Raw genomic sequence first — 24,720 nt, 5'->3', positions numbered from 1 at the left:
TTCCCGGGCGCGAGCAATGGGGCATGTCCGGCGAGCCGTTCCCCCGGCTGACCGATGAACATTGGGTCAGTGAATCCGACGACTCCATCAGTTTCGGCAACGGCGCTGTGACCCTGACCGATGGCAATTACGGCGAGCATGGCGCACCGACCGACCCGTTCGGGCTTGGTGGCGGCACCTTGGTCGATGCCGACCCGCGCATCATCTCCAACCTCATCGTCGACCAGACGCTGGATAATCCCGCAGCCATCGCCGCCGCCTTGCGTTACGCAGGGCACGATCCGGCCGATATGCTCAATGCGGTGGAAGCAATCCGCACGGTTTATCTCGCCAACAAGGACGTTCTCCAGGCAGCCCAGGAGGCCGATGCTGCGTCGGATGCTGCTGCAGCAGCCGCCGGCGCCGCGTTCATCGCCTGGCAGACGGCTATCGGGGCGGGCGATCCGAATGCTCCGGTTCTTTGGGATGCTTACCAAACCGCCATAGGCACTGCCGTCATTTCGGCCCAAGAAGCCGCAAACGCCGCCAATGCGGCAGCAACAGCCTCTGCTACGCTAACCGCCACGCTCGAAACCTACGGCATCGAGATGGATGCCAATACCATCCGGTTGCCCAACGTATCTCCAGATGAAGGCCTGTCAGCGCCCTATAACGCGTGGTTCACGCTTTTCGGTCAGTTCTTCGACCATGGCCTCGATCTCGTCGCCAAGGGTGGCAACGGCACCGTCTATATTCCCCTTCAACCCGACGATCCGCTTTACGACCCGGCCAGCCCGCACACCAATTTCATGGTGCTGACCCGCGCGTCCATCGGAGAGGACGCGGGCAACGTCACCACGCCTTGGGTCGATCAGAACCAGACCTATACCTCGCACGCTTCCCATCAGGTGTTCCTGCGCGAATATGCGCTCAATGCCGATGGCAAGCCGGTGGCTACAGGGCACCTGCTCGACGGCGCGCGAGGGCTCGCCACTTGGGGCGATATCAAGGCCCAGGCCCGCGAAATGCTGGGCATCGAATTGACCGATGCCGATGTGGGCATGGTTCCGATGCTGCGCACCGACCCCTATGGGCGGTTCATTCCCGATCCCGAAACCGGTTTTGCGCAGGTGATCGTGGGGTTGGGCGCCGACGGCATTCCCAATACGGCCGACGATATCGTGGTTTCCGGAACGCCGGACAGCCCCGTCAATCCCACGACCGCCGGCGCGCTGCGTCTGCCCAACGCGTTCCTCGACGATATCGCCCATGCCGCGGTTCCGATAATAACCGATGGCGTGCTGCAGGCCGATGACGACAGCAGCGTCGGCTATTCGGGCGGGTTCGACACACGCGGCCAGCAGACCGGTTATGACGACGAGTTGCTGGACGCCCACTACATAACCGGTGACGGGCGCGGCAACGAAAATATCGGCCTGACCGCCGTCCACCACGTGTTCCATGCCGAACACAACAGGCAGGTCGATCAGATCAAACAGACCATCCTGGATTCGGGCGATCTGGCCTTTCTCAACGAATGGCTTATCGACGATGTTACGTCCATCCCCGGTTCGCCCGATGGGCTCGTGTGGGATGGTGAACGGCTCTTCCAGGCCGCGCGGTTCTCGACCGAGATGCAATATCAGCATCTGGTCTTCGAGGAGTACGCCCGCAAGATTCAGCCGGACGTCGACCTCTTCATGGTTCAGCCCGATGTCGAGCTCGATCCGGCGATCTTCGCCGAATTCGCCAATGTGGTCTATCGCTTCGGCCATTCGATGCTGAACCAGTCGGTCGATCGCATCAACGCCGATGGCAGCCGGGACGATATCGACCTTTTCGAAGCCTTCCTCAATCCGCTGGCCTTCGGGGCAGTGGACGCCGAGGGCAATGTGCTGGTCGACCACCGGGAGGCCGCCGCCGCCATAGCACGCGGAATGAGCACCCAGCACGCCAACGAGATCGACGAGTTCGTGACCGACGTGCTGCGTAACCAGTTGGTCGGTATTCCGCTCGATCTCGCCGCGATCAACATCGCCCGCGGCCGCGATACCGGCATGCCCACCCTCAATCAGGCACGGGCGCAGTTCATGGAAATGGCGGGCGGGGACACCCTGCTCAAACCTTACGATAGTTGGACCGATTTCGCGCTCAATCTCAAGAACCCGGAATCGATCATCAACTTTATCGCCGCCTATGGAACGCATGCTTCCATCGAGGGTGCGGAAACGCTTCAGGAAAAGCGCGATGCCGCCTGGGCGCTGGTTTTCGGCGGCGAGAACGCGCCAGCCGATCGCCTCGATTTCCTCAACGGCCAGGGCGCCTATGCCGGCAATCTCGGCGGGTTGAACGATGTCGATCTGTGGATTGGCGGGCTGGCCGAAAAGAAGATGGCATTCGGCGGCGTGCTGGGCTCCACCTTCTCGTTCGTCTTCCAGTTGCAGATGGAAAACCTGCAGGATTCGGACCGGTTCTACTACCTCTCGCGCGCCCAGGGTCTCAACCTCTTGACCGAGCTCGAGAACAATTCGCTGGCCAAAATGGTCATGCGCAACACCGATCTCGACGGGTTCGCTCTGCCGGCCGATATCTTCTCGACGCCCGATCACATGCTCTACATGGATCGCAACAAGCAGTTGCAGATGACCGGGCTGGACGACCCGATACATGACAACCCGCTGCTTGAAGCCATGTCGAACCTCGTGGAGCGCCGCGACGCCAATGGTGACGGAGTTGCGGAATATATCCGCTACAACGGGCTCGACCACATCGTGATCCAAGGAACCGATGGCAATGATCACATCATTGCCGGCGGCGGCGACGATACTGTCTGGGGCGGCGCGGGCGACGATCGCATCGAAGCCGGGTATGGCGTCGATGCCATGAATGGCGGGGATGGCGACGATATCATCACCAGTTCGGGCACCGATATCGGCGCGGTATCGGTCCTCAAGGGCGACGCGGGCAATGACGTCATCGTCGACGGAACAGGCATGTCCCTGATCTTTGGCGGAGACGGAAAGGATTACCTGTCCTCGGGCTCCGACGACGGCGACATTCTCGCCGGCCTGGGCGACGACTTCGCGGCCGGCGGCGATGGCATCAACAACATTTTCGGCCACGCTGGCGACGACTGGATCGAGGGCGGCGCCGGTTTCGACTACATCGCCGGCGACAACGGCGAATTGTTCTTCAACTCGACGGTTATCGGCCATGACGTGCTCAATGGCGGCCAGGGCGATACCGATTATGACGCCGACTCGGGCGACGACATCATGTTCGCTGGCGAAGGCATCCAGAAGAACATCGGCATGTGGGGCCATGACTGGGTTATCCACCAGGGTCAGCAGACCGGCGCCGACGCAGACATGCGGGTGGAGATTTTCACCACCCTTCCACTCGAAGTCCTGCGCGATCGTTTCAGCCAGGTGGAAGGTCTTTCGGGCTGGCACCATGACGACGTATTGCGAGGCGACGACCGGACGGGCACTGGCCCTGAAGGTGGCACCGTGGTGGACCCCACACCGGAAACCGGCCTGCGCTATAACGAACTCAACCAGGCGGCGATCGATCGCATTGCCGGGCTCGACCAGATCATAACCGACGATCTCATGGTCGACGGCGAATACTGGGCCGACGGGTCCTGGGAAAACGGCCAGACCGGAACGTCAGAAAAGATCTTCGTGGGCGGAAATATCCTGCTCGGCGGCGGTGGCTCCGATACCATCGAGGGACGCGGCGGCGACGATGTGATCGACGGCGACCGGTACCTGAGCGTTCGGATCGCTGGGACCGCCAAGGACGGGTCGACATTCTCCGTCGACCGCATGGACGGACCGGTAACGCTCAACGGCGTCACCAAGCCACTCTCGGCCTGGATGATCGAAGGCGCGGTCAATCCCGGTTCGCTCGAAATCGTGCGTGAAATCCTCGATGGCGGCGCGGCGGACGATATCGACACTGCCGTCTATTGGGACGTTCGCGAAAACTACGAAGTCACACAGAACGCCGACGGCAGCTTCACGGTCGCCCATATCGACCAAACCGGCGGCGCGATCGATCCGGTGACAGGCCGCAATCGTGAATCCGACGGCGTGGATCGGCTCTACAACATCGAACGCGTGCAGTTCGCCGACGGCGTATTCGATATCGAGACCCTCATACCCCAGCCCAACAGCCCGGCGACAGGCGCGCCGGTGATCAGTGATCTCACCCCCACCGAGGGACAACAGCTCGCGGTCAATACCGGCCTCATCGCCGATGGCAATGGGCTTGGAGCCTTCAGCTATCAGTGGCAAGTTTCGTCGGATGGTGGCGCGACCTGGAGCAATATCCCGGCCCAGGCTGGCGGCACCTCGGCCAATTTCACGCCCAATGACGGCATCCTGGGGTTCGGAGGCCAGGTCGGGAGCGTGTTGCGGGTTGCAGTCAGTTTCACCGACGGCGCCGGCAATCTCGAAACGCTGACATCGGCCCCCACGGGCGTGGTGGGCGACGACTGGAATGCCATTCCGTTCGTAGGCAACACGTTCAATGGAACCGAAGGTGACGATATCGCAAATGGCACCAGCGGCCTTTTCGGAGCTGGCGCCAACGATACGCTTAACGGCAATGGCGGCAACGACATTCTCAACGGCGCCGGCGGCAACGACACCATCAATGGTGGAGCCGGCGACGACATCATCGATGGCGGGGCTGGAAACGATACTATCAACCAGACCAGCACGCATGGCCGCGACATGGTCAATGGCGATAGCGGCAACGATACCTATCGCCTCAACGGGGCCGCCGGCAGCGAGATTTTCCGGATCTACGCCATGACCAGCGGGCAGAACGCCAATTTGGCAGCACTGCTCGGAACCGCCTTTGCGGCAACGACCGAAATCGTCGTCACCCGCACCGCCAATGGTGCGGAAACCGTGGTGGCCGAACTCGACAATATCGAGGAAATCGTCGTCAACACCCTCAATGTTACCGCCGATGATGGCGGTGGTCTGAACCAGGGCACCAATGCCGGCGACACTATCCAGGTGGTCGGCAACTTCAGCGCCACCAGCCTCAACTACAGCACCATCACCATCGAGGGTAGCGAAGGAGACGACGTTATCGACATCTCGGCCCTCGAATCCGCTCACCGCATCGTTTTCCGCTCCAATGGGGGCAACGACACGATCATCGGCACCCTGCGCGATCAGGATGTCGTGGAAATGCCGGGCGATTACACCCAGTCCACGAGCGACGACAAAACCCGGCTTGAGACCGAAACTGGATCGGTAACGTTCGATGCGCTTGGATCGCCTGAAATCACTACGGGACCCGGCACCAACGATGATGACTGTAACGATGATGACGATCAGGGCGGAGATGACGACAACGGGGAACCCGTCACGCCTCCCCCGTCTTCGGCACCCGGCGTTATCACCGGCACTTCCACATCCGACGTCCTCATGGGTACCGCCGGAGCCGATCTGATCTTCGGCTTTGCCGGAACCGACTACATCGTTTCGGGCACCGCGGCCGATATCATTCGCGGCGATGAGGGCGACGACTTCATCTATGCCGAGGATGGCCGCGACATCGTGTTTGCCGGCGACGGCGACGATGATGTGTTCGGCGGAGCCGACGACGACGCCCTTTATGGCGAAGACGGCGATGACTGGATCGCGGGCGATGGCGGCAACGATATGCTCGATGGCGGCCTCGGCAATGACACCGTCTTCGGCGGTGACGGCGATGACATGTTCATCGGCCGGGCCAATGACGGAGACGATTTCTACGATGGCGGCTCCGGCATCGACACGCTTGATCTCGGCTCGGTCGGAGGCGGTGTCCGAGTGGACCTGGGAACCGGCATCGGAGGGCGCGGCAGCGTCACCGGCGTGCAAACGGGGACCGACACGCTCTACGGCATTGAAAATGTCACGACCGGCTCGGGCAATGACACGATCATCGCCAGCACGGCCGTCAACGTCATAGACGGTGGCGCGGGAGAAGACGTCTTCGTCTTCAAATCGGTCGCTGCAGCCAATGGCGATACGATCGTCGGCTTTGAAACCGGCGACAGGATCGACCTTTCAGGTATCGATGCCAACACCGGCATCGATGGCGTCCAGAGCTTCACTCTGGTCTCGGGCCAAACGAACGCACCGGGGCAGCTCGGCATCACCCATGAAAGCCGTGAGGATGGCGATTATACCGTCATTTCTGGCAACACCGGTGGGGACGATCAGCCTGAATTTCGGATTGAGATCGCCGGCAATCACACGCTGACCAACTCCGATTTCAACCTGTGACACCGACCGCCTGGCCGGACCTCCGGCTAGGCGGACAACCATTGACCGGGGGAACCGATGGCCACCGCAAAAGCCGCCAGCAAGCTCGCAGAACATCGCGGAGACGAAATGCTCCGACGCCAGTTCAAGGGCATCGGCCACTATCTGTTTTGGATATCGGGTATCATCAACGTGCTGGCGCTGACCGGCTCGTTCTACATGCTCCAGATTTACGATCGTGCTCTGACCAGCGGGTCCGTGCCCACCCTTGTGGCGCTTTCGGTACTGGCGGTGGGGCTCTATTTCTTCCAAGGCGTATTCGACACGTTGCGCGGCCAATTGCTGGTTCGGGTCGGCGCCCGTTTCGACAAGCTCCTCGCGCCGATCGCCCATCGGGTAAGCGTCGACATGCCCCGGTTCGGCTTTTCGACCTCGGAAGCCCTCGAACGCGGGCGCGACGTGGATACCGTCAGAGGCTTCATGGGCACTCAGGGTCCGGGAGCCCTGTTCGACCTGCCCTGGGTGCCGCTCTATCTTCTCTTCGTTTATTTCCTCCATCCCGTCCTCGGCGCCATGACGCTGGGCGGCATCGTGGTTCTGACGCTCCTGACCGTCATAACCGAACTGAAATCCCGCAAGCTGGCCAAGGCCGCCCAGCAGGCCGGGATCGTCCGCAACGCCATTGCCGATTCCAACGCCCGCAATGCCGAGGTGATCAAGGCGATGGGATTTGCCGGCCGCGCCGTGGAACGTTTCAACAAGGCCAATGACGAGCATCTGCAACTTCAAACCCGAACGAGCGATATTGTGGGTACGTTCAGCTCGTTCTCGCGGGTCTTGCGCATGCTGCTGCAATCGTCCCTGCTCGGCATGGGCGCCTATTTCACCATTCAGGGCCAAATGTCGGCGGGCGCGATCATCGCCGTTTCTGTCGCCTCAGGCCGGGCCTTGGCACCGATCGATCTGGCTATCGGCAATTGGAAGGGCGTGGTGGCCGCGCGTCAGGCTTTCAACAGCCTGCGCGACACCATGATCGCCCTCGACAAGGTCGAAAAGCCCATGGACCTGCCGCCACCATCGCAGACACTCTCGATTGAAAAGGTCACTGTAGCATCGCCCGCCACCGGCCAGGTTCTGCTTTCCGAAGTCAGCCTAGAGCTCAGCGCTGGGCAAGCCCTCGGCGTCATCGGGCCCAGTGGCGGTGGCAAGACGACGCTGGTCAAGGCCATGACGGGCATCTGGCCAGCCTTGCGCGGCTACGTGCGGATCGACGGGGCCGATCTTTCCCAATGGGACGAGGATGTCCTGGGCCAATATATCGGCTATCTGCCCCAGGAGGTCGCGCTGCTCGATGGCACCGTGGTGGAAAACATATCCCGCTTTGCGCCGCAACGGGATGGCCGAGCCATCGTACTGGCCGCCCAGGCCGCCGGCGTCCATGAAATGATCGTGCGCCTTCCCGATGGCTACGATACCCAGCTAGGCCCCATGGGAACGTCGCTTTCGGCAGGCCAGCGGCAGCGCATCGGCCTTGCCCGCACGCTCTACAACAACCCCTTCATCGTAATACTCGACGAACCCAATGCCTTTCTCGACGCGGAGGGCGAGGCGGCGCTCAACGCGGCCATTCGCGGCGTGCGTGAACGCGGCGGCATCGTTGTCGTGGTCGCGCACCGTCCCAGTGTCCTCGCCGAGGTCGACCTCGTCGCCGTGATCCAGAACGGCAAGCTCACGAGCTTTGGGCCTAAGGATCAGATCATCTCCACCTCGCGCAGCACGGCGCCCGAGCCTGCCGATCCGACCCGAGTCAATCCGCAGCGCAAGGTGGGCTGACCATGACCATCGACGTCAAAGCCAGCAAACAGGACAAGATCCCCGAGGACCCACGCAAGCGCTTCGATTTTCTTTCGCGCCACCGCATGACCAAGCTGCCGGTCCATGTGGGAGTGTTTGTCATTGCGTTTGCGCTCTACATCAAGAGCTTCTTCGATCCCCCCCAATCCGCAACACCTTCCGAAGGCAAAGACCACGAGCCGCATGAAGACAAGATGCATGCGGCTCGTGGGGAAAGCGGCCTCAAGCCCGACTCACGCGACAGACGCGAAGGCGAAGATCGGGACGAACGCCGCCACGAAGACGACGATCTCGATTACCACAGGATGTCACAAGGCCCCGACTGGTCTCCGGCCACGTTCGTTTCCGACTCGGTAGGTTTGCTGCGGTTCACCAATCTCGATTTCCCCGGTATCCGGCCAAATCCGGGATTGTTCCCGGCCGGTTTCGGTTTCGAGATTTCCAATGACAATCGCACTTCCGTGCCGATCGGCACGTCTCCCAAGCCCAACACTTCCCCGTCATCCAGCAAACCCGCCAGCTCGCCGGACAATCCCGACAAGACTGATAATTCGGGCAAGGATGACGGCAAGTCCGACGACGATGACGACGACAGCGAGGGGGAGGCAATCGAGCCTAACCGGGCGCCCATGCTCTCCGGTCCGGTTCGTCTTCACGACGTGATTGCCGGACAAGCCGTGCTCTTCGGGCTCTCGCACCTGCTCTGGGGAGCGAGCGATCCCGACGGCGATATACTGAGCATCATAAACCTGACGGCATCGGGCCTGCCCGTTGGAAGCGAGACCTCGGGGTGGTCGTTCCAAACATCGCCGGGCATGCTGGGCCAGATAACTCTCACCTACCAGATCACCGACGGCGAGGCGTCGGTCTGGCAAACTGCGCATTTCGAGATCGTCCGCAACTTTGTGGTCCTCACGCCGCTGAGCGATCTTTTCGTCGGCGCTCCATATGACGACGACATCGATGGCGGCGCCGGCGACGACATCATCAATGCAATGGGCGGCAATGATCTGGTCGTCGGGGGGCTCGGCGACGATCACATCTTCGGGGATATGGGAGACGACGTCCTTTACGGTGGCGATGGCGACGATGCCCTGTTCGGAGGAGTGGGCAACGACATCATCCACGGCGGTCGAGGCAATGACCGTCTCTTTGGCGAAGATGGCCACGACACGCTCTATGGAGAAGCTGGCGACGACATCCTCGACGGTGGCGCCGGCAATGACAAGCTCGACGGCGGAACGGGTAACGACCGCCTCATGGGTGGCGACGGTAACGACACGCTCGCCGGCGGCCATGGCAACGATTTTCTCGATGGCGGAACAGGTGCCGATGTGCTCGATGGCGGCGAAGGCCACGATCGACTTTTGGGTGGCGAAGGCGATGACATTCTGATTGGCGGAGCCGGAGATGACGTGATCGATGCCGGAAATGGCGACGATACCGTGGTGGGCGGTGCCGGCAGCGACATTTACGATGGAGGGGAAGGCTTTGACATTCTCGATTACAGTCAGGCTGAAGGTCCGCTCATAATCGACGACACTGCAGGCCAGGCCTCAGGCGCCACGATCGGCGAGGACAACTTTACCGGCTTCGAGCAGATCAATGGTGGTTCAGGCGACGACCTTTTCGTCATCGGCACCGAAGCCCGAATCCTGTCGGGCGGTAAGGGTCGCGATATCTTCGTCTTCGAGGTGACCGACACTCTGCCCTCGCTGAGCGACGACATTGTCCACGATATTCTCGATTTCGTTGTCGGCGATCGTATCCGCGTCCGCGAATATGACGTCGCCCACGAGGCCCGCGCTGCGGAGCGCGACCTTTTCCGTTCAATCTACGGCGATGACGACGACGAATGGTTGCGCTCGGACCTTCCGATCCTCGTCGGTCACGAGCGCTACAACGATGTCGATCGCACTGTCATCCGCGCCGATATCGACAATGACAACATCTTTGAGATCACCATCAACGTCCACGGCGTGCACCTTCCGCTGGGCAATGATCCGATCTCTGCGTAACCAGGGAGACCAGTGCACATGTCGACCATAGATGCGGGATATCAACCCTCCTTTTCGCCGAACCCGGCAAATTGGTCTTCCAGGGATAAGCTCTTTTCATTGAGGGGGCGCGTCATTCTCGGATCGATCTTTGCCGTGTTGTTGCTCGGCGGCATCGGCGGCTGGGCGATGACGGCCAAGCTCTCGGGTGCGGTGATCGGCACCGGCAGCGTGTTGGTGGATGAAGACATAAAAGTGGTTCAGCACCCCGATGGCGGCGTGCTTCGTGAAATCGGGGTGCGCGAAGGCGATTTCGTCACCATCGGCCAGGTTCTGCTGCGGCTCGAAGATGCCGAACTGCGCGCCGAGCGGGCAATCATCGCAGGTCAGCTCGTGGAATTGCAGGCGCAGCGCGCGCGGCTAATCGCGGAAACCGAAGGGCTCCACCTGCTGGCAATTCCCGTTGGGCTGGTCGAAACATATCCAAGTGCCGAACAGATCATTGCTGGGGAAGAACGCCTGTTCCTGGGCAACCTGGCCCGCCATCAATCCCAGAGAGACCAGATGGCGCTGCAAGTCGATCAGCTTCGGGAGGAAATCAACGGACTGATTTTCCAGCGCAACGCCGTTATCGCCGAATTCGAACTGGCACAGATCGAGCGCGACAGGCTGCGTACCCTTTCGAACAGCAACCTCATCGAAACCTCACGCTTGAGTGATGCGGAGCGCGATGTTGCCCGGCTGCAGGGGCAGATGGGAGAGCTCGATACCGCAATCGCCCGGGCGGAGGTTCGTATCAGCGATGTCGAACTGCGGATTCTCGAGCATGACGGCACCCGCCGCACCGACGCCCAGCGCGAACTGCGTCTCGTCGAGGCAGAGATATCCCAAACCGAGGAACGTCTCGCGGCAACCGAAGCGCGATATGCGCGCACGGAAATCCTCTCGCCCGTCACCGGCACCGTCAACGAACTCAACGTCACCACCGTCGGCGGTGTTATTTCTCCCGCCGAGCGACTGATCACCATCGTGCCCGAAGACGCTGACCTCACCATAGAGTTCCGTATCGCCATCAATGATATCGATCAGGTGCGCGTTGGCCAGGAGGCAACCCTGAGGTTCAGCGCCTTCAACCAGCGCACGACCCCTGAAGTCAGCGGCGAGATCATCCGGGTTTCGGCCGCCGCCCAAAGGGACGCTCAATCGGGCGAGCAGTTCTATCTCGCCCAGGTTGTCGCCAATGAAGAGGAAATGGCGATCAGCCAGAACCAACTGGTGCCAGGAATGCCTGTTGAAGTTTTCGTGGAGACCCAGCAGCAGCTAGCCATCGCCTATTTTCTCAAGCCGTTCACCGACCAGATTACTCGCGCATTCCGAGAAGAATAAATAATTATATACATTCCGACTTTCACTAAAGATTATACTAGCCCAAGGTCTAGCATAAATCATTCATGTTAATCAAAATACACAATTACATATATTTCATGTTTACGATTAATTAACCAGCGTGCATACTACCCTTTACGTCCCGCCATTGGGGAGCGGGGCGTATCGGGGGCGGTGCCGCATGCGCCAGATAACGATCGCATTTTTCGACGACCACCCAGCAATGCTAAGAGGATTGGTGTCGATATTTTCAGAGGACAACAGGTTTTCAGTCGTCGGCTCCGGTTCTTCGGCAGACGAGGCCTGGACTTTGGTTGCTGACAATAACCCCGACATCGTGGTTCTCGATTTGAGTATGCCGGGCGATGTCTTCAAGATCATCTCCGATATCGCCCGCAGCAATGGTAAAACGCGAGTCGTCATTTTCACTGCATTTTCAAGCACCGACTCTGCCATCCGCACGCTCGATGCCGGAGCGACCGGTTTTGCGCTTAAGGGCAGTCCCATCCCCGAACTGGTTGAAGCTATCGAAGGCGCGCTGGCCGGCCAGCTCTATGTCGGCAGGCAGTTCGCGACCCAGGTGCTGACTGGCCTCCGAGAAAGGGCGCAAAGGCGCAAGCTTCAAGAGGTCGTGAGCCTCAACGTACGTGAAAAGCAGATCGTCGCCCAATTGCTGCAAGCGCGTACCAACAAGGAAATCGCTCAAGAACTCCATCTGAGCGAAAAGACTGTCAAACACTACATGTCCGGCCTCATGCTCAAGCTCAAGGCCCGCAACCGTGTCGAAGTCGTGATCGCTGCCCGTCGCCATCAGGATGCAGTCGAAGCGGCAATCTGACACCAGGCGGTGCGTCTCGCCCGCCGGTTATGCGCTTGCTCCAGATTTCCCCCGAGATGGCCGACGGCATAGGCGTCGACGAGCGCCGCACGCGAGTATCGCCTGTGTCTTGCGCACCTGCCAACACTCCAGTTCCGATTGCCGTCCTTCAGCGTCTGCGTTTCATAAGGTACGTCCGTAAGCTCGGTTTCGAGATCAAGGTCGGCTGGCCACTAGCCGGAAGGGAATATCGAAGCAGCATCGGCGTCTAGAGCGAAGATAGGAGCATCGGATGTTCGAGGACGGGAACCCGCCGCAGGTTTTTGACAGAGTTGTCACCGCCGGCGGCTATCCGCTCAGGTATCAACCTGAGCGGGGAGGGCTCTTCTCCTTGGGAGCGTATCAAACCAAGAGTGCCATCACTTCGTCGGCGTTGAAGAAATTTTCGCCAATCACGCCCGCGGAAATTTGGGGTGGACTTTCAAGAACCTTGCGAACCGCGTCCACCAACAGCGGTTTGTTCCGAACATAGCTGTCCCGGTTTTCGGTCCATTCGCTTGGGTAGAGGCAGTCAGCCGGATACATCTCGCTGTAGGAGAGCCGGTTGGGGGCAAACGGCACCGCTCCGCACAGGAGGCCCTCATAGAGGCCGATTCCAAGGGTTTCCTGCAGGCTGGCCGAAAAGACCATTTTGGCCTCGCCCAGCAGCCGGTGGTATTCGGCCTTGGTCAAGGGTGTGTCCTGACAGACTCGGAACTCGTAATCGGGAAAAGAGTTCGCCAGGTCTCTAAAGATATCGACCTGCTTTTCCGGGGCGATCCGATGCGGGAACAGCACCAGATTGCGCTTGGGGAGGTCCCGATAGGGCGCAAGGGTGGTTTCGAGGTATTCCATCGGCCATCCCGTGCGCAGGATGCGGCTATCGTCGCTAACACCCAATTCCGACTTGAACAGCTCGATGTGGAAGTGGGTGGCGAAGCAATTGACATCGAGCGCATGGAACAGGGAACGCTCGAAGTGCCGCGCCCAGGTGGTGGGGATGCGGCCGAGGAAGTCGTGCGGATCATAGGAGCCCGCGTGCCAGAGGCCGAAAAGCTTCACCGGCACGCCCAGCAAATCGCTCATGTAACGCGTGGTGATCACGCCGGGGTGCCACGCGTCGGCGAAGAGGAATTTGTCGTCCGGTCTGATCTGCCCCCGAGTGAACAGCTCGGCGATCTGGCTGATTTGCGCCGCCTTAAAAATGTTGGTTTCGGCAAAGTTCAGGAACGCCCCTTCGGTGGTGATCTGAGTCGCGTGGTGGCCTTCCACCACGCGAACCTGTTCGATTGAGCCGGAAGATTTGAGGAACTTGGCGACACTCCTGGGCAGTTCCGTTGCCCATTCGCTCGTATAGCGTTGCTCGTGCTGTTCGAGGCCGATGATATAGACGGTCATCACAGGTCCCCTTGCTGGGCTTCAACCCACTTAAGACCGATCCAGAAGACCATGGTGCCGATAAGCTTGATGACGATCCCGAGGATCAGCGAAAGCGGATCAAGGATGTCGAGCAGGGCGTAGAACACCGCTGTGTCCATGGGAACGCTGATCAGCGAGGAGATCACGACACGCTGCGACATCGGGCGCTTGGTCAGCGAATAGATGATCCAATCGGCCAACTCGGCGACGAGGAAGGCCGAGGCACTGGGAATGGCGACCTCTGGGCCGGCGAGCCAGAAGGTGGTGCCGGCAGCGGCCACAATGGCGATCAGCACGAAGTGGCCGATTTCCCGCTGGGCAAAGTCGCGCAGCACGAACACGAAGCCCGAGGCGAAGATCGCCGGTGGAATGGCCGAGCCAGCGATGAACAGCGGCTCGAACCAGAGCAGCATCATGTTGGCAAAGACGATGGTGCCGAAATACCCCAAGGTCCAAATGGGAAGGCGCTTGGGCGAACGAATGCCGGATGTGGTGATGGTGGTCATTTGATTTTCCTTTTTCGAGACGCACCGGTCCTGTCCGCTGAAACAGCAGGTTGAAACGGCGCAGAGGTTTTGGGAGAGCCGCTGATCAGCGGCCGAGGATGCGGCGGCGCTTAGCGGTCGGCGTCGCCGTAGTCTTCGAGCAGCTTTGTGTTCCGGCTCTTGTGCCGGAGCATGTCCAAAAGGACTTGATGCTGGTCGATCATCGTGTGCGAGTTTTCGCGCACGAGGATTTCTTCGATGATTTCGGCCAACTCGACGATCCGGGGCGGCAACCACAGATTGCGATTGGCCGAGGGGAGGCTAAGCCGGTGGTTGACCAATGCGATGGCCCGACACATCACCCAGACATTATGCACGGCGACGAGCACGTGCGAGAGCGTGTCCCAAGCCGACTTCGGATCGCCCTTGCGCACATTGAGGTCGCCCAGGTCGAGCCGGTTCGCGAAGGGGCTGGAGACGGGCCAGGGATGATCGCTGCCGACATAAATGTCGCCATGCGGCATCTGAGCGATGGTCATCTGCAAACTCTTGCGATTGAGGGTCGGCACGCCAAAGGCCTTCTTGTATTTTCCGGCCATGATAAATGGCGTGGCGCTGTCAAAGGAGACCTGGATGTCCTCGCCGATCGTTTTTTGCAGCCCCGATTGCACGGCGCTGAGGGCACAGGCCACTTCCGGATGTCCGGTGCCCAGCACGTGGATGGGGGCGCTGTTCCTGAGCAAGCCATTTTCCCGAAGCGCAATCAGATTGCGCAGCTGGATCGAGAAATGCAGCCGGGCCGCTCCGGCGATAGCCCACCCGTCGAGGGCGCGCTCACCGTAGATTTTCGGGTCGCTGAACTGGGAAACAGCGCCCAGCCACTCCTCGGATTCCTTCTGGGAGCGCCCCTGACTGACGTTGAGGAGCTTGGTTTTGCCCGGAACACGATGCTGGATGGCATAAAGGGCGTTGGACTCGGTGAACCTCATGCAATCGGCCAGGGAGCGCAGCTTGCTCTTGGGATTGGTGATCGATGATGTGGGGCCATCGAGAATGGCCGCACTGTTCATGGCTTCGGAAAACCGAAACATGTCGTGCTGCCGCCGCTCGGTAAGCTTGAGCACACCAGTGGAAGCCTGATAGCCGCCGCTGTCGGCCATCCCGTTGGTGATCGCAGGATTGCGGGTGGCGACCATTGATCGCTCACTGCCTTCCACACCGTCGGGAGCGGCCTGTAGGAAGTGGGTAACATGAGCAAGGCCAGTGCCGCTCAGCAGATGCAAATCCGCACTACTGAGCTTGCCGTCGGTGCGCAACCGGGCGGTGCCGTCACCGATGACACGGGCCATCCAATCCTGCATCGCAGGGCGGTAGGCGGCCCCGGTATGGGCGAGAGGGTTTTTCATAGTGAGTTCCTCCCGTCCTAAGCCGCGCTCTGGTAGGCTTTTTCCAGCGCCCGAAGAACTTCGTCGGCCTGGGTCGAGATGATGGGACCGCGCACCACGATGGTGTCGCCGCGAACGTGGCCAAGCATGATGAAGTAATCCTGGTCGAGCCCTGCGTCGTTGGGGATCTTTCCGATCACTGCGGGAAGCACTGGAGATGCGGTGCTCGGTGTGGGGACCAGCCGCAGCGGGGCCGAGGGCGCCGCACCGGTCTCCTCTGAGGCGTTCTCATCCTTATTGTCCGGCTCGGGCTTCTGGCGGGCATGCGGTTGCCCACTGGGAGCGGTCGTCGTCTGGGATGCCGGAGGATTCGAGATGTCGGATTTTGCGGCACCTTCCGCATCCGGCTTCGCCTCAGCCGCGTCCACGAGCTTTTGGAAATAGGTCCTGTTGCGCTCCAGTGCGGTGTCGATCACCTTGGCGACATTGCCCAGGTGAACTGCGACCCCAAGGCGTTCACATTCCATGCTCAGACCGATTGCCGTCTTGGACAGGCGAGAAATGCGCACATTGGTGTCAGCGCGTGCCGCAACCTGTCCAGTGACGAGCCGGATGAGAGCGCTCATCCTGGCGCGTTCGATTGTGGCCGCATTGGCCGCAATCTTCACCTCGCCCTCGCCAAGAAGGCTATCGATATAGCCGGGCGACTGTTCGGCGGTCTTGACCCAGCAAACAAAACTGGCGGTCAAGATCAGGTCGTGGCGGCGATCGCGAGCGATGAGAGCGGTTTGGACCTGTTCGTCAGTGGTCTTGAGGGTCTGACGATAGGCGTCCAATGCCTCGTCGGATTTTGCCTGTTCGCCGATGGCCAGGCCATCGGTGCGCAGCTGCGCCTCATAGGCGTTGCTGAACCCGGCGTGGTGCTCGCCGAGAACGTCGTTCTGGGCGGTGTGGTGTTGAAGTTCGGTCGTCAATGTCTTGCTCCTGGTCAGTGTTGATGTCCAGAAGCATAGGGATTTGGCTAAATCTCTCGATTAGAACAGGTAGGGAGATATCTGTTAGATATCAGTAGCTTAAAAGGCGAACTCGCAGCTATAAAATTGCCATTGCGCGTTGAACGAAGGTCGGACTGCAAATGTAATGTTCGCCAAACTGGCTGCCGTCGGCGGCGATGATGCAGGCCGTGAGCAGTTTATCGCGATTGCGATTGTTTTCCCGGCCATGCCGTTGGTCAAACTCATCGGCACCGTATCGGCTGAAGAGCTCGAGCTTGCTTTGCGGCGTGAGCTTGGCGATTTCGGACTGAAGGTTTCTCGCCGCCATGAGCGGAACGTCCATCGCCCCCTTCTTCTGTCCTGTCCCAGCATCATAATGCTGGCGCATGACCTCCATTTTCAATGGCGTGCGGCGACGAAAAGAAAAGTCATAGGGGCGATCGAAAGGTGCCTCCGGTGATAGCAGGCTGGGCTCTTTGGCGTGGAAGTCCTCAACGATAGCGTTGCGATGCTGGGGCTTGATGCTGCGAACGAACTGGGCGGTTTCTTCGCTGAGGCCAGCAAAGTCCTGAAGCTCTTTGTCGGACCATGTCCGCATATCGGCACGCATGTCGTCGAGTGCACGTTGCCGATCGGCTTGCCGCTGTTCGTCTGAAACCTGCCAGCCGTCTTCCAATTCGGCTTTAGGGGTTTTGCTGGCGTATTCGCGAGCGTAGGCGATCTTCTCCAGAGTTGCGTCCATGTCGAAGTTATGCCGGGCAGTCATCTTATAATAGAACAGCACGCGCCAATCGGCCGTGGTGATCTCATCGACGCTCTTGCCGGCAAATGTCTCGGTCGCATGTGCGGGGTAAACGCGATCAAACAACGCGTGATATTGGGGGATAACGTCATTCCCGACGGGCTGGATGATTTTTGCCCGGTGGCGCCGAGCGTATTTGATCGCGTCGACGAGTTCGTCCGTTAGATTAGTTGTAAATGCCTTGGCCATAACGTGCCCCCGTAAATCCGTAGAGGGGCAATTTCCCAAGCAGAGGACAACACCGAGTAAACGCCAGCCCACACATTGCAATTTGAAATGTGCCGTCACCAAGCACGGGGCGACCGCCCGTATCTCGACTATGGGGAGACCCGGGAGATGGTGCTGGCGCTCACATTATAACTGCGGGCGATTTCCCGCACGGGCTCACCGGCCAGCTTCCGGCGTCGGACTTCGTCCTGCTGATGCCGGGTGAGGGTGGGGCGCCTGCCCAGGCTCTGGCCGCGTGCTTTGGCGCGGGCGCGGCCCTCGCATGTTCTGGCGCGGATCAGTTCGCGCTCGAACTCCGCCACTCCGCCCACGATGGTCACGGTCAGGCGGCCATGCGGAGTGGTCGTGTCGGCCCACCCCTCGGTGAGCGAACGGAACATGGCCCCCTTCTGGGAAAGCCCATCAAGAATATTGAGCAGGTTGACCGTGGACCGGGCCAGCCGGTCGAGCCTCGTGACCAGCAGGGTATCATCGCGACCGATGAGAGCCAGTAACTTGGCCAGTTCGGCCCTGTCGGATTTTGCGCCGCTCGCGGTTTCCGCGAAGACCTTTTTGGCCCCGGCCGAGGTCAGCGCCTCACGCTGTGCATCGAGCGTCTGACCGTCAGTGGATACGCGAGCATAGCCGTAAATCATGCCGCGATTCTGCAACGGACTTTTGCAACGCGCAAGCCATTGAATTCCGTGGCCGGAAAATTCGTTGCACAAGTTGTAACTTCCGCAACGTCGGAAGACGACGTGCCCGCATGGGTGCCCAAAACTGGCATCTTCCGACCCCCTTGCGGAAATTCCGAGCCAAACGGCTACGATCCGAAAGCGGCCGTAAGCTTCGACCGGGGTTGCCAAGCCTAACAAAGCTGCTTTATATCTCAATGGTCCTTGAAGCATTGAGACGATGATGAACGAGCAACAAGCCCTTACCGCATTTGCTGCACTTTCCCAGGAAACGCGACTGCGCATCGTTCGGCTGCTGGTGACGGCCGGTCCCGATGGTATGGCCGCTGGCGCGATCGGCGAGGCGATGGATGCCTCATCCTCGCGCATGTCGTTTCACTTGAGCCACCTTGAGCATGCCGGACTGATTGGATCACGCCGCGAGGGCCGGTCGATCATTTACAGCGCTACTTATCCGGCGCTTTCCGGACTCGTCGAATTCCTGATGCGGGATTGCTGCCAAGGTCATCCCGAAGTGTGCCAGCCAGCCGTTGCAGCTCTGTCGTGCTGTGACCCAATCACGAGTGATGCCCATGCCTGACCCAATTTATAACGTGCTATTTCTCTGCACCGGCAACTCCGCTCGCTCGATCCTTGCCGAAGCGATCTTGAACCAAATGGGAAATGGCCGTTTCCGAGCCTATTCAGCCGGTAGCCAGCCCAAGGGACAGGTTCACCCACTGGCGATCGAGACGCTTCAACACTTCGATTTTCCGGCCAATGGGCTTCGGTCGAAAAGCTGGGACGAGTTTTCCGGCCCATCGGCACCGGTCATGGATTTCGTCTTTACGGTTTGCGACAACGCCGCCGGCGAAGCGTGCCCGATATGGCCGGGCCATCCAATGACAGCGCATTGGGGCATTGAAGACCCGGCGGCGATTTCCGATCCGGTCGAACAACGGACGGCCTTTGTGACCGCCTTACGCTACCTGATGAACCGGATTTCGGCGTTCACTGCCCTGCCTGTCGCTTCTCTCGATAAGTCGTCCCTCAAGGTGCGGCTGAACGAAATCGGGCGAGCCGAAGGGGCGACCAAGCCCCGAGACAGTGCGGCGTGAGGGCGGCATGGATATTATCATCTACCACAATCCTGACTGCGGCACCTCGCGCAACACGCTCGGCCTGATCCGCAATGCCGGCGTCGAGCCGCACATTATCGAGTATCTGAAATGTCCGCCGACGCGGGCGCGCCTCGCCGACCTCATTAGCCGCATGGGAATAACCCCGCGCGACCTCCTGCGGGAAAAGGGCACGCCCTACGCCGAGTTGGGGCTGGACGATCCAAGCCTTGGCGACGATGCCTTGATCGACGCGATGATGGACCACCCGATCCTGATCAACCGGCCCATCGTCCTAACGCCCGCCGGGGTGCGCCTATGTCGGCCATCCGAAGCGGTCCTCGATCTTTTACCGCCACAGCGCGGGGAGTTCATCAAAGAGGATGGCGAGCGCGTCGTGGATCAACACGGCCGCAGGGTCGCGTCTGCCTGATCCTCATACTTATTGTATTGGAGAGTTCCCATGGCTTCCGTTGAGCCAACTTCACGGCTGTCGTTCCTCGACCGCTACCTGACGGTCTGGATTTTCGCGGCAATGGCCCTCGGCGTCGTCCTCGGCACGCTGTTCACCGATTTGCCGAACACGCTCGATGCCATGTCGGTCGGGTCGACGAATATTCCGATCGCGATCGGCCTCGTCCTCATGATGTATCCGCCGCTCGCCAAGGTGAAGTACGAGGAACTGCATCAGGTGTTTGCCGACAAGAGGGTGCTGATCCTCTCGCTCGTGCAGAACTGGCTGATCGGCCCGACGCTGATGTTCGTCCTCGCGGTCATCTTCCTGCGCGATCATCCGGAATATATGACGGGACTGATCCTGATCGGGCTGGCCCGCTGCATCGCCATGGTACTCGTCTGGAACCAGCTCGCGCGCGGTGACAACCAGTACGTAGCTGGCCTTGTCGCCTTCAACTCGATTTTCCAGATCCTGTTCTTCTCGACCTACGCATGGCTGTTCCTAACGGTTCTGCCGCCGCTCTTTGGCTTAGAAGGCAGCATAGTCGATGTTGGCTTCTGGACCATTACCGAAGCGGTATTGATCTATCTCGGCATACCGTTCCTCGCCGGCTTCCTGACGCGGCGCATACTGATCGCTCGCAAGGGGGAAGGCTGGTACGAACGCGAATTCCTGCCGCGGATCGGCCCGATCACACTGGTGGCACTGCTTTTCACAATCGTAGCAATGTTCAGCCTGAAAGGCGGCGACGTGGTGCGCCTGCCATTCGACGCCGTGATGATCGCGATCCCGCTGACGGTCTATTTCGTGGTCCAGTTCGTCATCAGCTTCGCCATGGGCAGGCTGATCGAGGCCGATTATCCCCGCACGACCGCGATCGCCTTCACCGCCGCCGGAAACAATTTTGAGCTGGCCATTGCCGTTGCCATTGCCGCGTTCGGCCTGGCTTCACCGGTCGCTTTTGCAGCCATCATCGGTCCTCTGGTCGAAGTGCCTGTGCTGGTGCTGCTCGTTCACGTCGCGCTGCGTCTCGGCCGTCGCTGGTTTCCCGCGACTGCGCCAGCGACAGCCCGATAGGAGAGCTCATCATGCCACTACGAACACTCATCGCTCCCGATTACCTGCCTGCTCTCGATCCGCGTTTCGTAATAGAGCGGCCCGGAATTGGCTTGGGTCTGGCGGATAACCCGCCGCGTATCCTACTGCTCTACGGATCGCTCCGGCCTCGGTCCTTCTCCCGGCTGGCGACGGAAGAAGCCGCGCGACTGCTGCAATTCTTCGGCGCGGAAACCCGAATTTTCGATCCGAGCGAATTGCCGTTTCCCGATCAGGTGACGAAGGATGATCATCCCGCGGTCCATGAGTTGCGCGAGCATGCGCTTTGGTCAGAAGGCATGGTTTGGTGTTCGCCGGAGCGCCATGGTCAGGTCACGGGCCTGATGAAAGCGCAGATCGATCATTTGCCGCTCTCGATCGGCAGTGTTCGGCCGACGCAAGGTCGGACGCTCGCGGTCATGCAGGTATCAGGCGGCTCTCAGAGCTTCAACGCCGTCAACACGCTCAGGCTTCTCGGCCGCTGGATGCGCATGTTTACGATCCCGAACCAGTCGAGCGTCGCCAAGGCATACCAGGAATTCGATGAAAACGACCGTATGAAGCCGTCGAGTTACTATGATCGGATCGTGGACGTGATGGAGGAACTGGTACGTTTCACGATCCTCACGCGTCCGCATGCCGGTCAGCTTGTTGATCGATATTCAGAGCGAAAGGCGGCAGCGCTAAAGCACGATCCAACGACCGACAAAAGCGCAATTAGCGCACCTCAAAAGCAGCCCGCATAGACGATGGTCAGAGCGAATCGGCTGACGGTCCATGCTCTTGGCGTAGTAATGATCTTCACCTGGGGCAGCACCTACTATCTGATCGCCGTTCTTGCCGCGCCGATCGTTAACGATACGGGTTGGCCGCTTGAATGGGTGGTCGGTTCTCTTTCGCTCGGGTTGCTGGTCGCAGGGCTTTCCGCGCCTACAATTGGGGATGCAATATCGAGACACGGCGGACGGCCAATTCTGGCGCTTGGCTGTCTCATTATCGCCGTAGGTCTGGCAATGATTGCGGCCGCGCCAAACCTGGCGATCTTCATGGCCGGGTGGGCGGTTCTCGGCATTGGCATGGCCGCCGGGCTGTACGATGCCGCATTCTCGACCCTCGGCGGGATCTATTGCGAGAAAGCCCGCCCCTCGATCACGACGCTGACATTGTGGGGAGGCTTTGCGAGCACGGTTTGCTGGCCACTTTCAGCCGCTATGGTCGACGCGGTCGGCTGGCGCGGGGCTTGTTTCGCCTATGCGGCTATTCTCGTTGGCGTTTGTCTGCCCTTGATCCTCGCCATGGTGCCGCAAGCCACACGGCCGCTTAAACAGTCCAGTATCGACGCCGATGCAACGCTCGTGCTCTCGCCTCGGGAACGAGCCATGTTCTGGCTATTCGCCTTGATCCAGATCATCGCAGGCCTGTTCGTCACGATCGTCGCGGTACATCTGCTCACGCTCCTGCAAGCCAGAGGCATATCCCTGGCCGAGGCGGTCACACTCGGCGCGCTGATCGGGCCAGCCCAAGTCGGCGCGCGGGTTCTGGAAATGCTCGGTCGCGGTCGCCATCATCCAATGTGGACGCTAAGTGCAGCGGTTGTTTTATGCGCTGGCGGATTGATCGTTCTAGCGGCAGGGATGCCGATTGTTGGGCTGGCGCTGATCCTCTACGGCGCAGGGAACGGCATCTTTTCGATCGCGCGAGGGGCGCTTCCGCTCAGTCTCTTTGGTCCGGAGCAATATGCACCTATCATCGGACGGCTTGCCCGCCCCGGCCTGATTGCTCAAGCTGCTGCCCCCATGATCGGAGCAATTTTGATTTCCAGGCTTGGTTATGACGCTCTGCTTCACGTCATAGCAGCATTGGCAACGATCAACGTCTTGATCGCCGGCATGCTTTGGCAGGTCGTTCGACAACGTCCGCTTGGAAGGGTTGACTGCTGAAAGCTGTCTTTCCGCTTTCCACCCCAAGTAAGCCATTCCTCAAGAGGAGGAACAACATGTTTGCGGGAGACGTAACTTCATGAAAGTGCCCGAAAACCGGCAATTCAAACGTTACATGCACAACTAATGCTGTGACCAATCCTCCGCAACGGTTGTGTCCCATGCCAGGCGCAATGATTTGAATGGCTTAGCCGTTAAGCCGTAGATGCTGCCCTGGTCGGCATTTGCCCCGGTCTTTCGGCGCACCAATGCCATCTCTGGAAAGAAGCCGCAGGCCACGGAAACGGGTAATATCGACTATGAGACTAAACGCGGCGGGCTTGTGAAAGGTCTTGCCGTGCGTCTCTAATGATCGACCATGCCGATTGCAGGAACAGGCCCGCCACGGCGAAGGCAACCAGCAAATCCGGCCATGGATTATTGAGCCACCAAACGAGAGCAGCAGCAGCGACCACGGCCAGATTGCCAATTGCGTCATTGCGCGAGAACAGCCATACGGCCCGCATATTGGCATCTCCTTTTCGGTGCGGGATCAGCACCACGGCAGCCAGCACGTTGATGATGAAAGCCACGAAAGCAAACCCCGCCATCAGCATGGTTTGCGGTTCATGCTCGAAAAACACCCGGTAGGCGGTCGAGCCGATCACGCCGAAGCCGAGCAGGGCTAGAAACACGCCTTGCAGCAGGGCTGCTTTAGCGCGGGCAGCAAGACCCCATCCGACAGCGATCAGGCCGAGAAATGAAATCAGACCATCCCCGATAAAGTCGAGGGAGTCGGCTTGAAGGGCTTGTGATCCTGACAGGATTGAGCCGCCAATCTCGATAATGCCATATCCGACATTGAGCAGGACGACGATCCAGAGCGCCCGTTTATACGCTGGGGTGACGTGGGACAGGTCGGGAATTTGGTCGTCATCATCATCGCCCGCGCCTTCGGCCTTGTGTTGGCCTAGGCGGTTGAGTTGATAGCCAAGGTCGGTTATGGCGGATTCCACCACTGGCAGGCGCCGCGCCGGGTCATCGACTTTTAGCGTCATGATCTGGGAGGCAATCGACACCTTCACATCATTGACGCCATCGACCTTGCGGGTCGCGCCCTCGATCTTGGCGGCACAGGACGAGCAGTCCATCCCGGTTACATGATAGCGGACTGTGTCGGTTGCGGCGGCCATGGTCGATCCTCGAAATTCTAGCCTTGTCATGCTACAACCTGTAGTCACTACAGGAGCAAGACGAAAAGATGCAGATTGGCGACTTATCCCGACAGGCAGGCGTGAACATCGAAACAATCCGCTATTACGAGCGCATCGGGGTTTTGCCCAAGCCTGCCCGCCAATCCAACGGACGGCGCACTTACAGCCCCGTCGATGCAGAGCGGCTGGGCTTTATCCGCCATGCCCGCGATCTTGGTTTCGATCTGCCAAGTGTTCGGGTGTTGCTGGCTTTGCAGGAGCAACCCGAAGCATCGTGCGAGGACGCGAGCCGCATTGCACAGGGACAGCTTGAGGAAGTCGAAAGACGCATCGCCCGCTTGCTCTCTTTGCGCGACGAGTTGGCCCGCATGGTAGGTGAATGTCATCAGGGGCGCGTTTCGGAGTGCCGCGTGATTGAGGCGCTTTCAGTGAGCTGAACTGAATAATCTCACTATGACCATGAGCGGGGCCGTCGCCTTTCCGCCCCATTCCGGGCGATGTGCAGGACGTTGGAAGGTAGCGAGTTAGGTGAATACATCATCAAAACTATCGAAAGCCGACTTTCTGTTATGTTACATACACGGCTGATGCTGTGGCCAACCCTCT

The 24,720-nt window shown here is 59.8% G+C and carries 19 protein-coding genes and 1 pseudogene; 13 read left to right on the top strand and 7 right to left on the bottom strand.

Annotated elements, in window-relative coordinates; translation table 11 throughout:
- Positions 1-173 precede the first annotated feature (173 nt).
- The 6 genes and pseudogenes from V4T21_RS19165 to V4T21_RS03715 all read left to right on the top strand — a co-directional run.
- Positions 174-3,299: pseudogene (locus tag V4T21_RS19165) on the top strand (peroxidase family protein); the annotation flags it as partial.
- Positions 3,291-6,272, top strand: a complete 2,982-nt coding sequence (locus V4T21_RS19160; protein ID WP_440589630.1) for a beta strand repeat-containing protein — start codon at positions 3,291-3,293, stop codon at positions 6,270-6,272. The pseudogene V4T21_RS19165 and the gene V4T21_RS19160, both read left to right, overlap by 9 nt.
- A gap of 57 nt (positions 6,273-6,329) precedes the next feature.
- Positions 6,330-8,084 (top strand): type I secretion system permease/ATPase, encoded by a 1,755-nt coding sequence (locus V4T21_RS03730; protein WP_440589619.1) that lies wholly within the window; start codon positions 6,330-6,332, stop codon positions 8,082-8,084.
- A 2-nt stretch (positions 8,085-8,086) separates the two neighbouring features.
- On the top strand, positions 8,087-10,123 hold the full coding sequence (locus V4T21_RS03725; protein ID WP_332713258.1) for a cadherin-like domain-containing protein: 2,037 nt from the start codon (positions 8,087-8,089) through the stop codon (positions 10,121-10,123).
- A 99-nt stretch (positions 10,124-10,222) separates the two neighbouring features.
- Positions 10,223-11,488, top strand: coding sequence for an HlyD family type I secretion periplasmic adaptor subunit (locus V4T21_RS03720; RefSeq protein ID WP_332713256.1), 1,266 nt, complete (start codon positions 10,223-10,225; stop codon positions 11,486-11,488).
- Between the two features lie 181 nt (positions 11,489-11,669).
- Positions 11,670-12,326, top strand: a complete 657-nt coding sequence (locus tag V4T21_RS03715; RefSeq protein ID WP_332713253.1) for a response regulator — start codon at positions 11,670-11,672, stop codon at positions 12,324-12,326.
- A gap of 381 nt (positions 12,327-12,707) precedes the next feature.
- Here V4T21_RS03715 and V4T21_RS03710 read toward each other — a convergent pair whose 3' ends face one another.
- The 6 genes from V4T21_RS03710 to V4T21_RS03685 form a co-directional block, all read right to left on the bottom strand.
- The gene (locus tag V4T21_RS03710; RefSeq protein ID WP_332713251.1) at positions 12,708-13,742 is read right to left on the bottom strand and encodes a glycosyltransferase family protein; all 1,035 of its coding nucleotides are present in this window, start codon (positions 13,740-13,742) and stop codon (positions 12,708-12,710) included.
- Positions 13,742-14,269 (bottom strand): hypothetical protein, encoded by a 528-nt coding sequence (locus tag V4T21_RS03705; protein ID WP_332713248.1) that lies wholly within the window; start codon positions 14,267-14,269, stop codon positions 13,742-13,744. The genes V4T21_RS03710 and V4T21_RS03705 overlap by 1 nt, the downstream gene beginning before the upstream one ends.
- A gap of 110 nt (positions 14,270-14,379) precedes the next feature.
- A complete protein-coding gene (locus tag V4T21_RS03700; protein WP_332713245.1) occupies positions 14,380-15,654 on the bottom strand; it encodes a hypothetical protein in 1,275 nt (424 codons plus the stop codon).
- A gap of 17 nt (positions 15,655-15,671) precedes the next feature.
- Positions 15,672-16,607 (bottom strand): hypothetical protein, encoded by a 936-nt coding sequence (locus V4T21_RS03695; RefSeq protein WP_332713243.1) that lies wholly within the window; start codon positions 16,605-16,607, stop codon positions 15,672-15,674.
- Positions 16,608-16,725: 118 nt separating this feature from the next.
- Positions 16,726-17,619, bottom strand: coding sequence for a hypothetical protein (locus V4T21_RS03690; RefSeq protein ID WP_332713240.1), 894 nt, complete (start codon positions 17,617-17,619; stop codon positions 16,726-16,728).
- A 128-nt stretch (positions 17,620-17,747) separates the two neighbouring features.
- A complete protein-coding gene (locus V4T21_RS03685) occupies positions 17,748-18,293 on the bottom strand; it encodes a recombinase family protein (RefSeq protein ID WP_332713237.1) in 546 nt (181 codons plus the stop codon).
- Positions 18,294-18,555: 262 nt separating this feature from the next.
- On the opposite strand from V4T21_RS03685, the gene V4T21_RS03680 reads away from it, so the two are divergent.
- Genes V4T21_RS03680 through V4T21_RS03655 form a run of 6 tightly spaced genes read left to right on the top strand, consistent with a single transcriptional unit; the run spans position 18,556 to position 22,921 of the window.
- Positions 18,556-18,912 carry an ArsR/SmtB family transcription factor gene (locus tag V4T21_RS03680; RefSeq protein ID WP_332714007.1) on the top strand — a complete coding sequence of 119 codons (357 nt, stop codon included), beginning with the start codon at positions 18,556-18,558 and terminating at the stop codon, positions 18,910-18,912.
- Positions 18,905-19,429: an arsenate reductase ArsC gene (locus V4T21_RS03675; protein ID WP_332713234.1), complete on the top strand. Its 525-nt coding sequence runs from the start codon at positions 18,905-18,907 to the stop codon at positions 19,427-19,429. The genes V4T21_RS03680 and V4T21_RS03675 overlap by 8 nt, the downstream gene beginning before the upstream one ends.
- A 7-nt stretch (positions 19,430-19,436) precedes the next feature.
- Positions 19,437-19,862, top strand: coding sequence for an arsenate reductase (glutaredoxin) (gene arsC / locus V4T21_RS03670; RefSeq protein WP_332713231.1), 426 nt, complete (start codon positions 19,437-19,439; stop codon positions 19,860-19,862).
- A 30-nt stretch (positions 19,863-19,892) separates the two neighbouring features.
- Complete coding sequence (gene arsB, locus V4T21_RS03665) at positions 19,893-20,963, top strand: ACR3 family arsenite efflux transporter (protein ID WP_332713229.1); 1,071 nt, start codon at positions 19,893-19,895, stop codon at positions 20,961-20,963.
- Between the two features lie 11 nt (positions 20,964-20,974).
- On the top strand, positions 20,975-21,727 hold the full coding sequence (gene arsH / locus V4T21_RS03660; protein ID WP_332713226.1) for an arsenical resistance protein ArsH: 753 nt from the start codon (positions 20,975-20,977) through the stop codon (positions 21,725-21,727).
- Between the two features lie 48 nt (positions 21,728-21,775).
- Positions 21,776-22,921 carry an MFS transporter gene (locus V4T21_RS03655; RefSeq protein ID WP_332713223.1) on the top strand — a complete coding sequence of 382 codons (1,146 nt, stop codon included), beginning with the start codon at positions 21,776-21,778 and terminating at the stop codon, positions 22,919-22,921.
- A 305-nt stretch (positions 22,922-23,226) separates the two neighbouring features.
- On the opposite strand, the gene V4T21_RS03650 is transcribed toward V4T21_RS03655, so the two are convergent.
- The gene (locus tag V4T21_RS03650; protein ID WP_332713220.1) at positions 23,227-24,093 is read right to left on the bottom strand and encodes a cation efflux transmembrane domain-containing protein; all 867 of its coding nucleotides are present in this window, start codon (positions 24,091-24,093) and stop codon (positions 23,227-23,229) included.
- A 68-nt stretch (positions 24,094-24,161) separates the two neighbouring features.
- Here V4T21_RS03650 and V4T21_RS03645 point away from each other — a divergent pair, with 68 nt between their 5' ends.
- Positions 24,162-24,551 (top strand): MerR family transcriptional regulator, encoded by a 390-nt coding sequence (locus V4T21_RS03645; protein ID WP_332713217.1) that lies wholly within the window; start codon positions 24,162-24,164, stop codon positions 24,549-24,551.
- Positions 24,552-24,720 lie beyond the last annotated feature (169 nt).

The organism is Pelagibacterium mangrovi (assembly GCF_036662815.1).
GTDB classification, from domain to species: domain Bacteria; phylum Pseudomonadota; class Alphaproteobacteria; order Rhizobiales; family Devosiaceae; genus Pelagibacterium; species Pelagibacterium mangrovi.
This window is presented reverse-complemented; position numbering and strand designations above follow the sequence as displayed.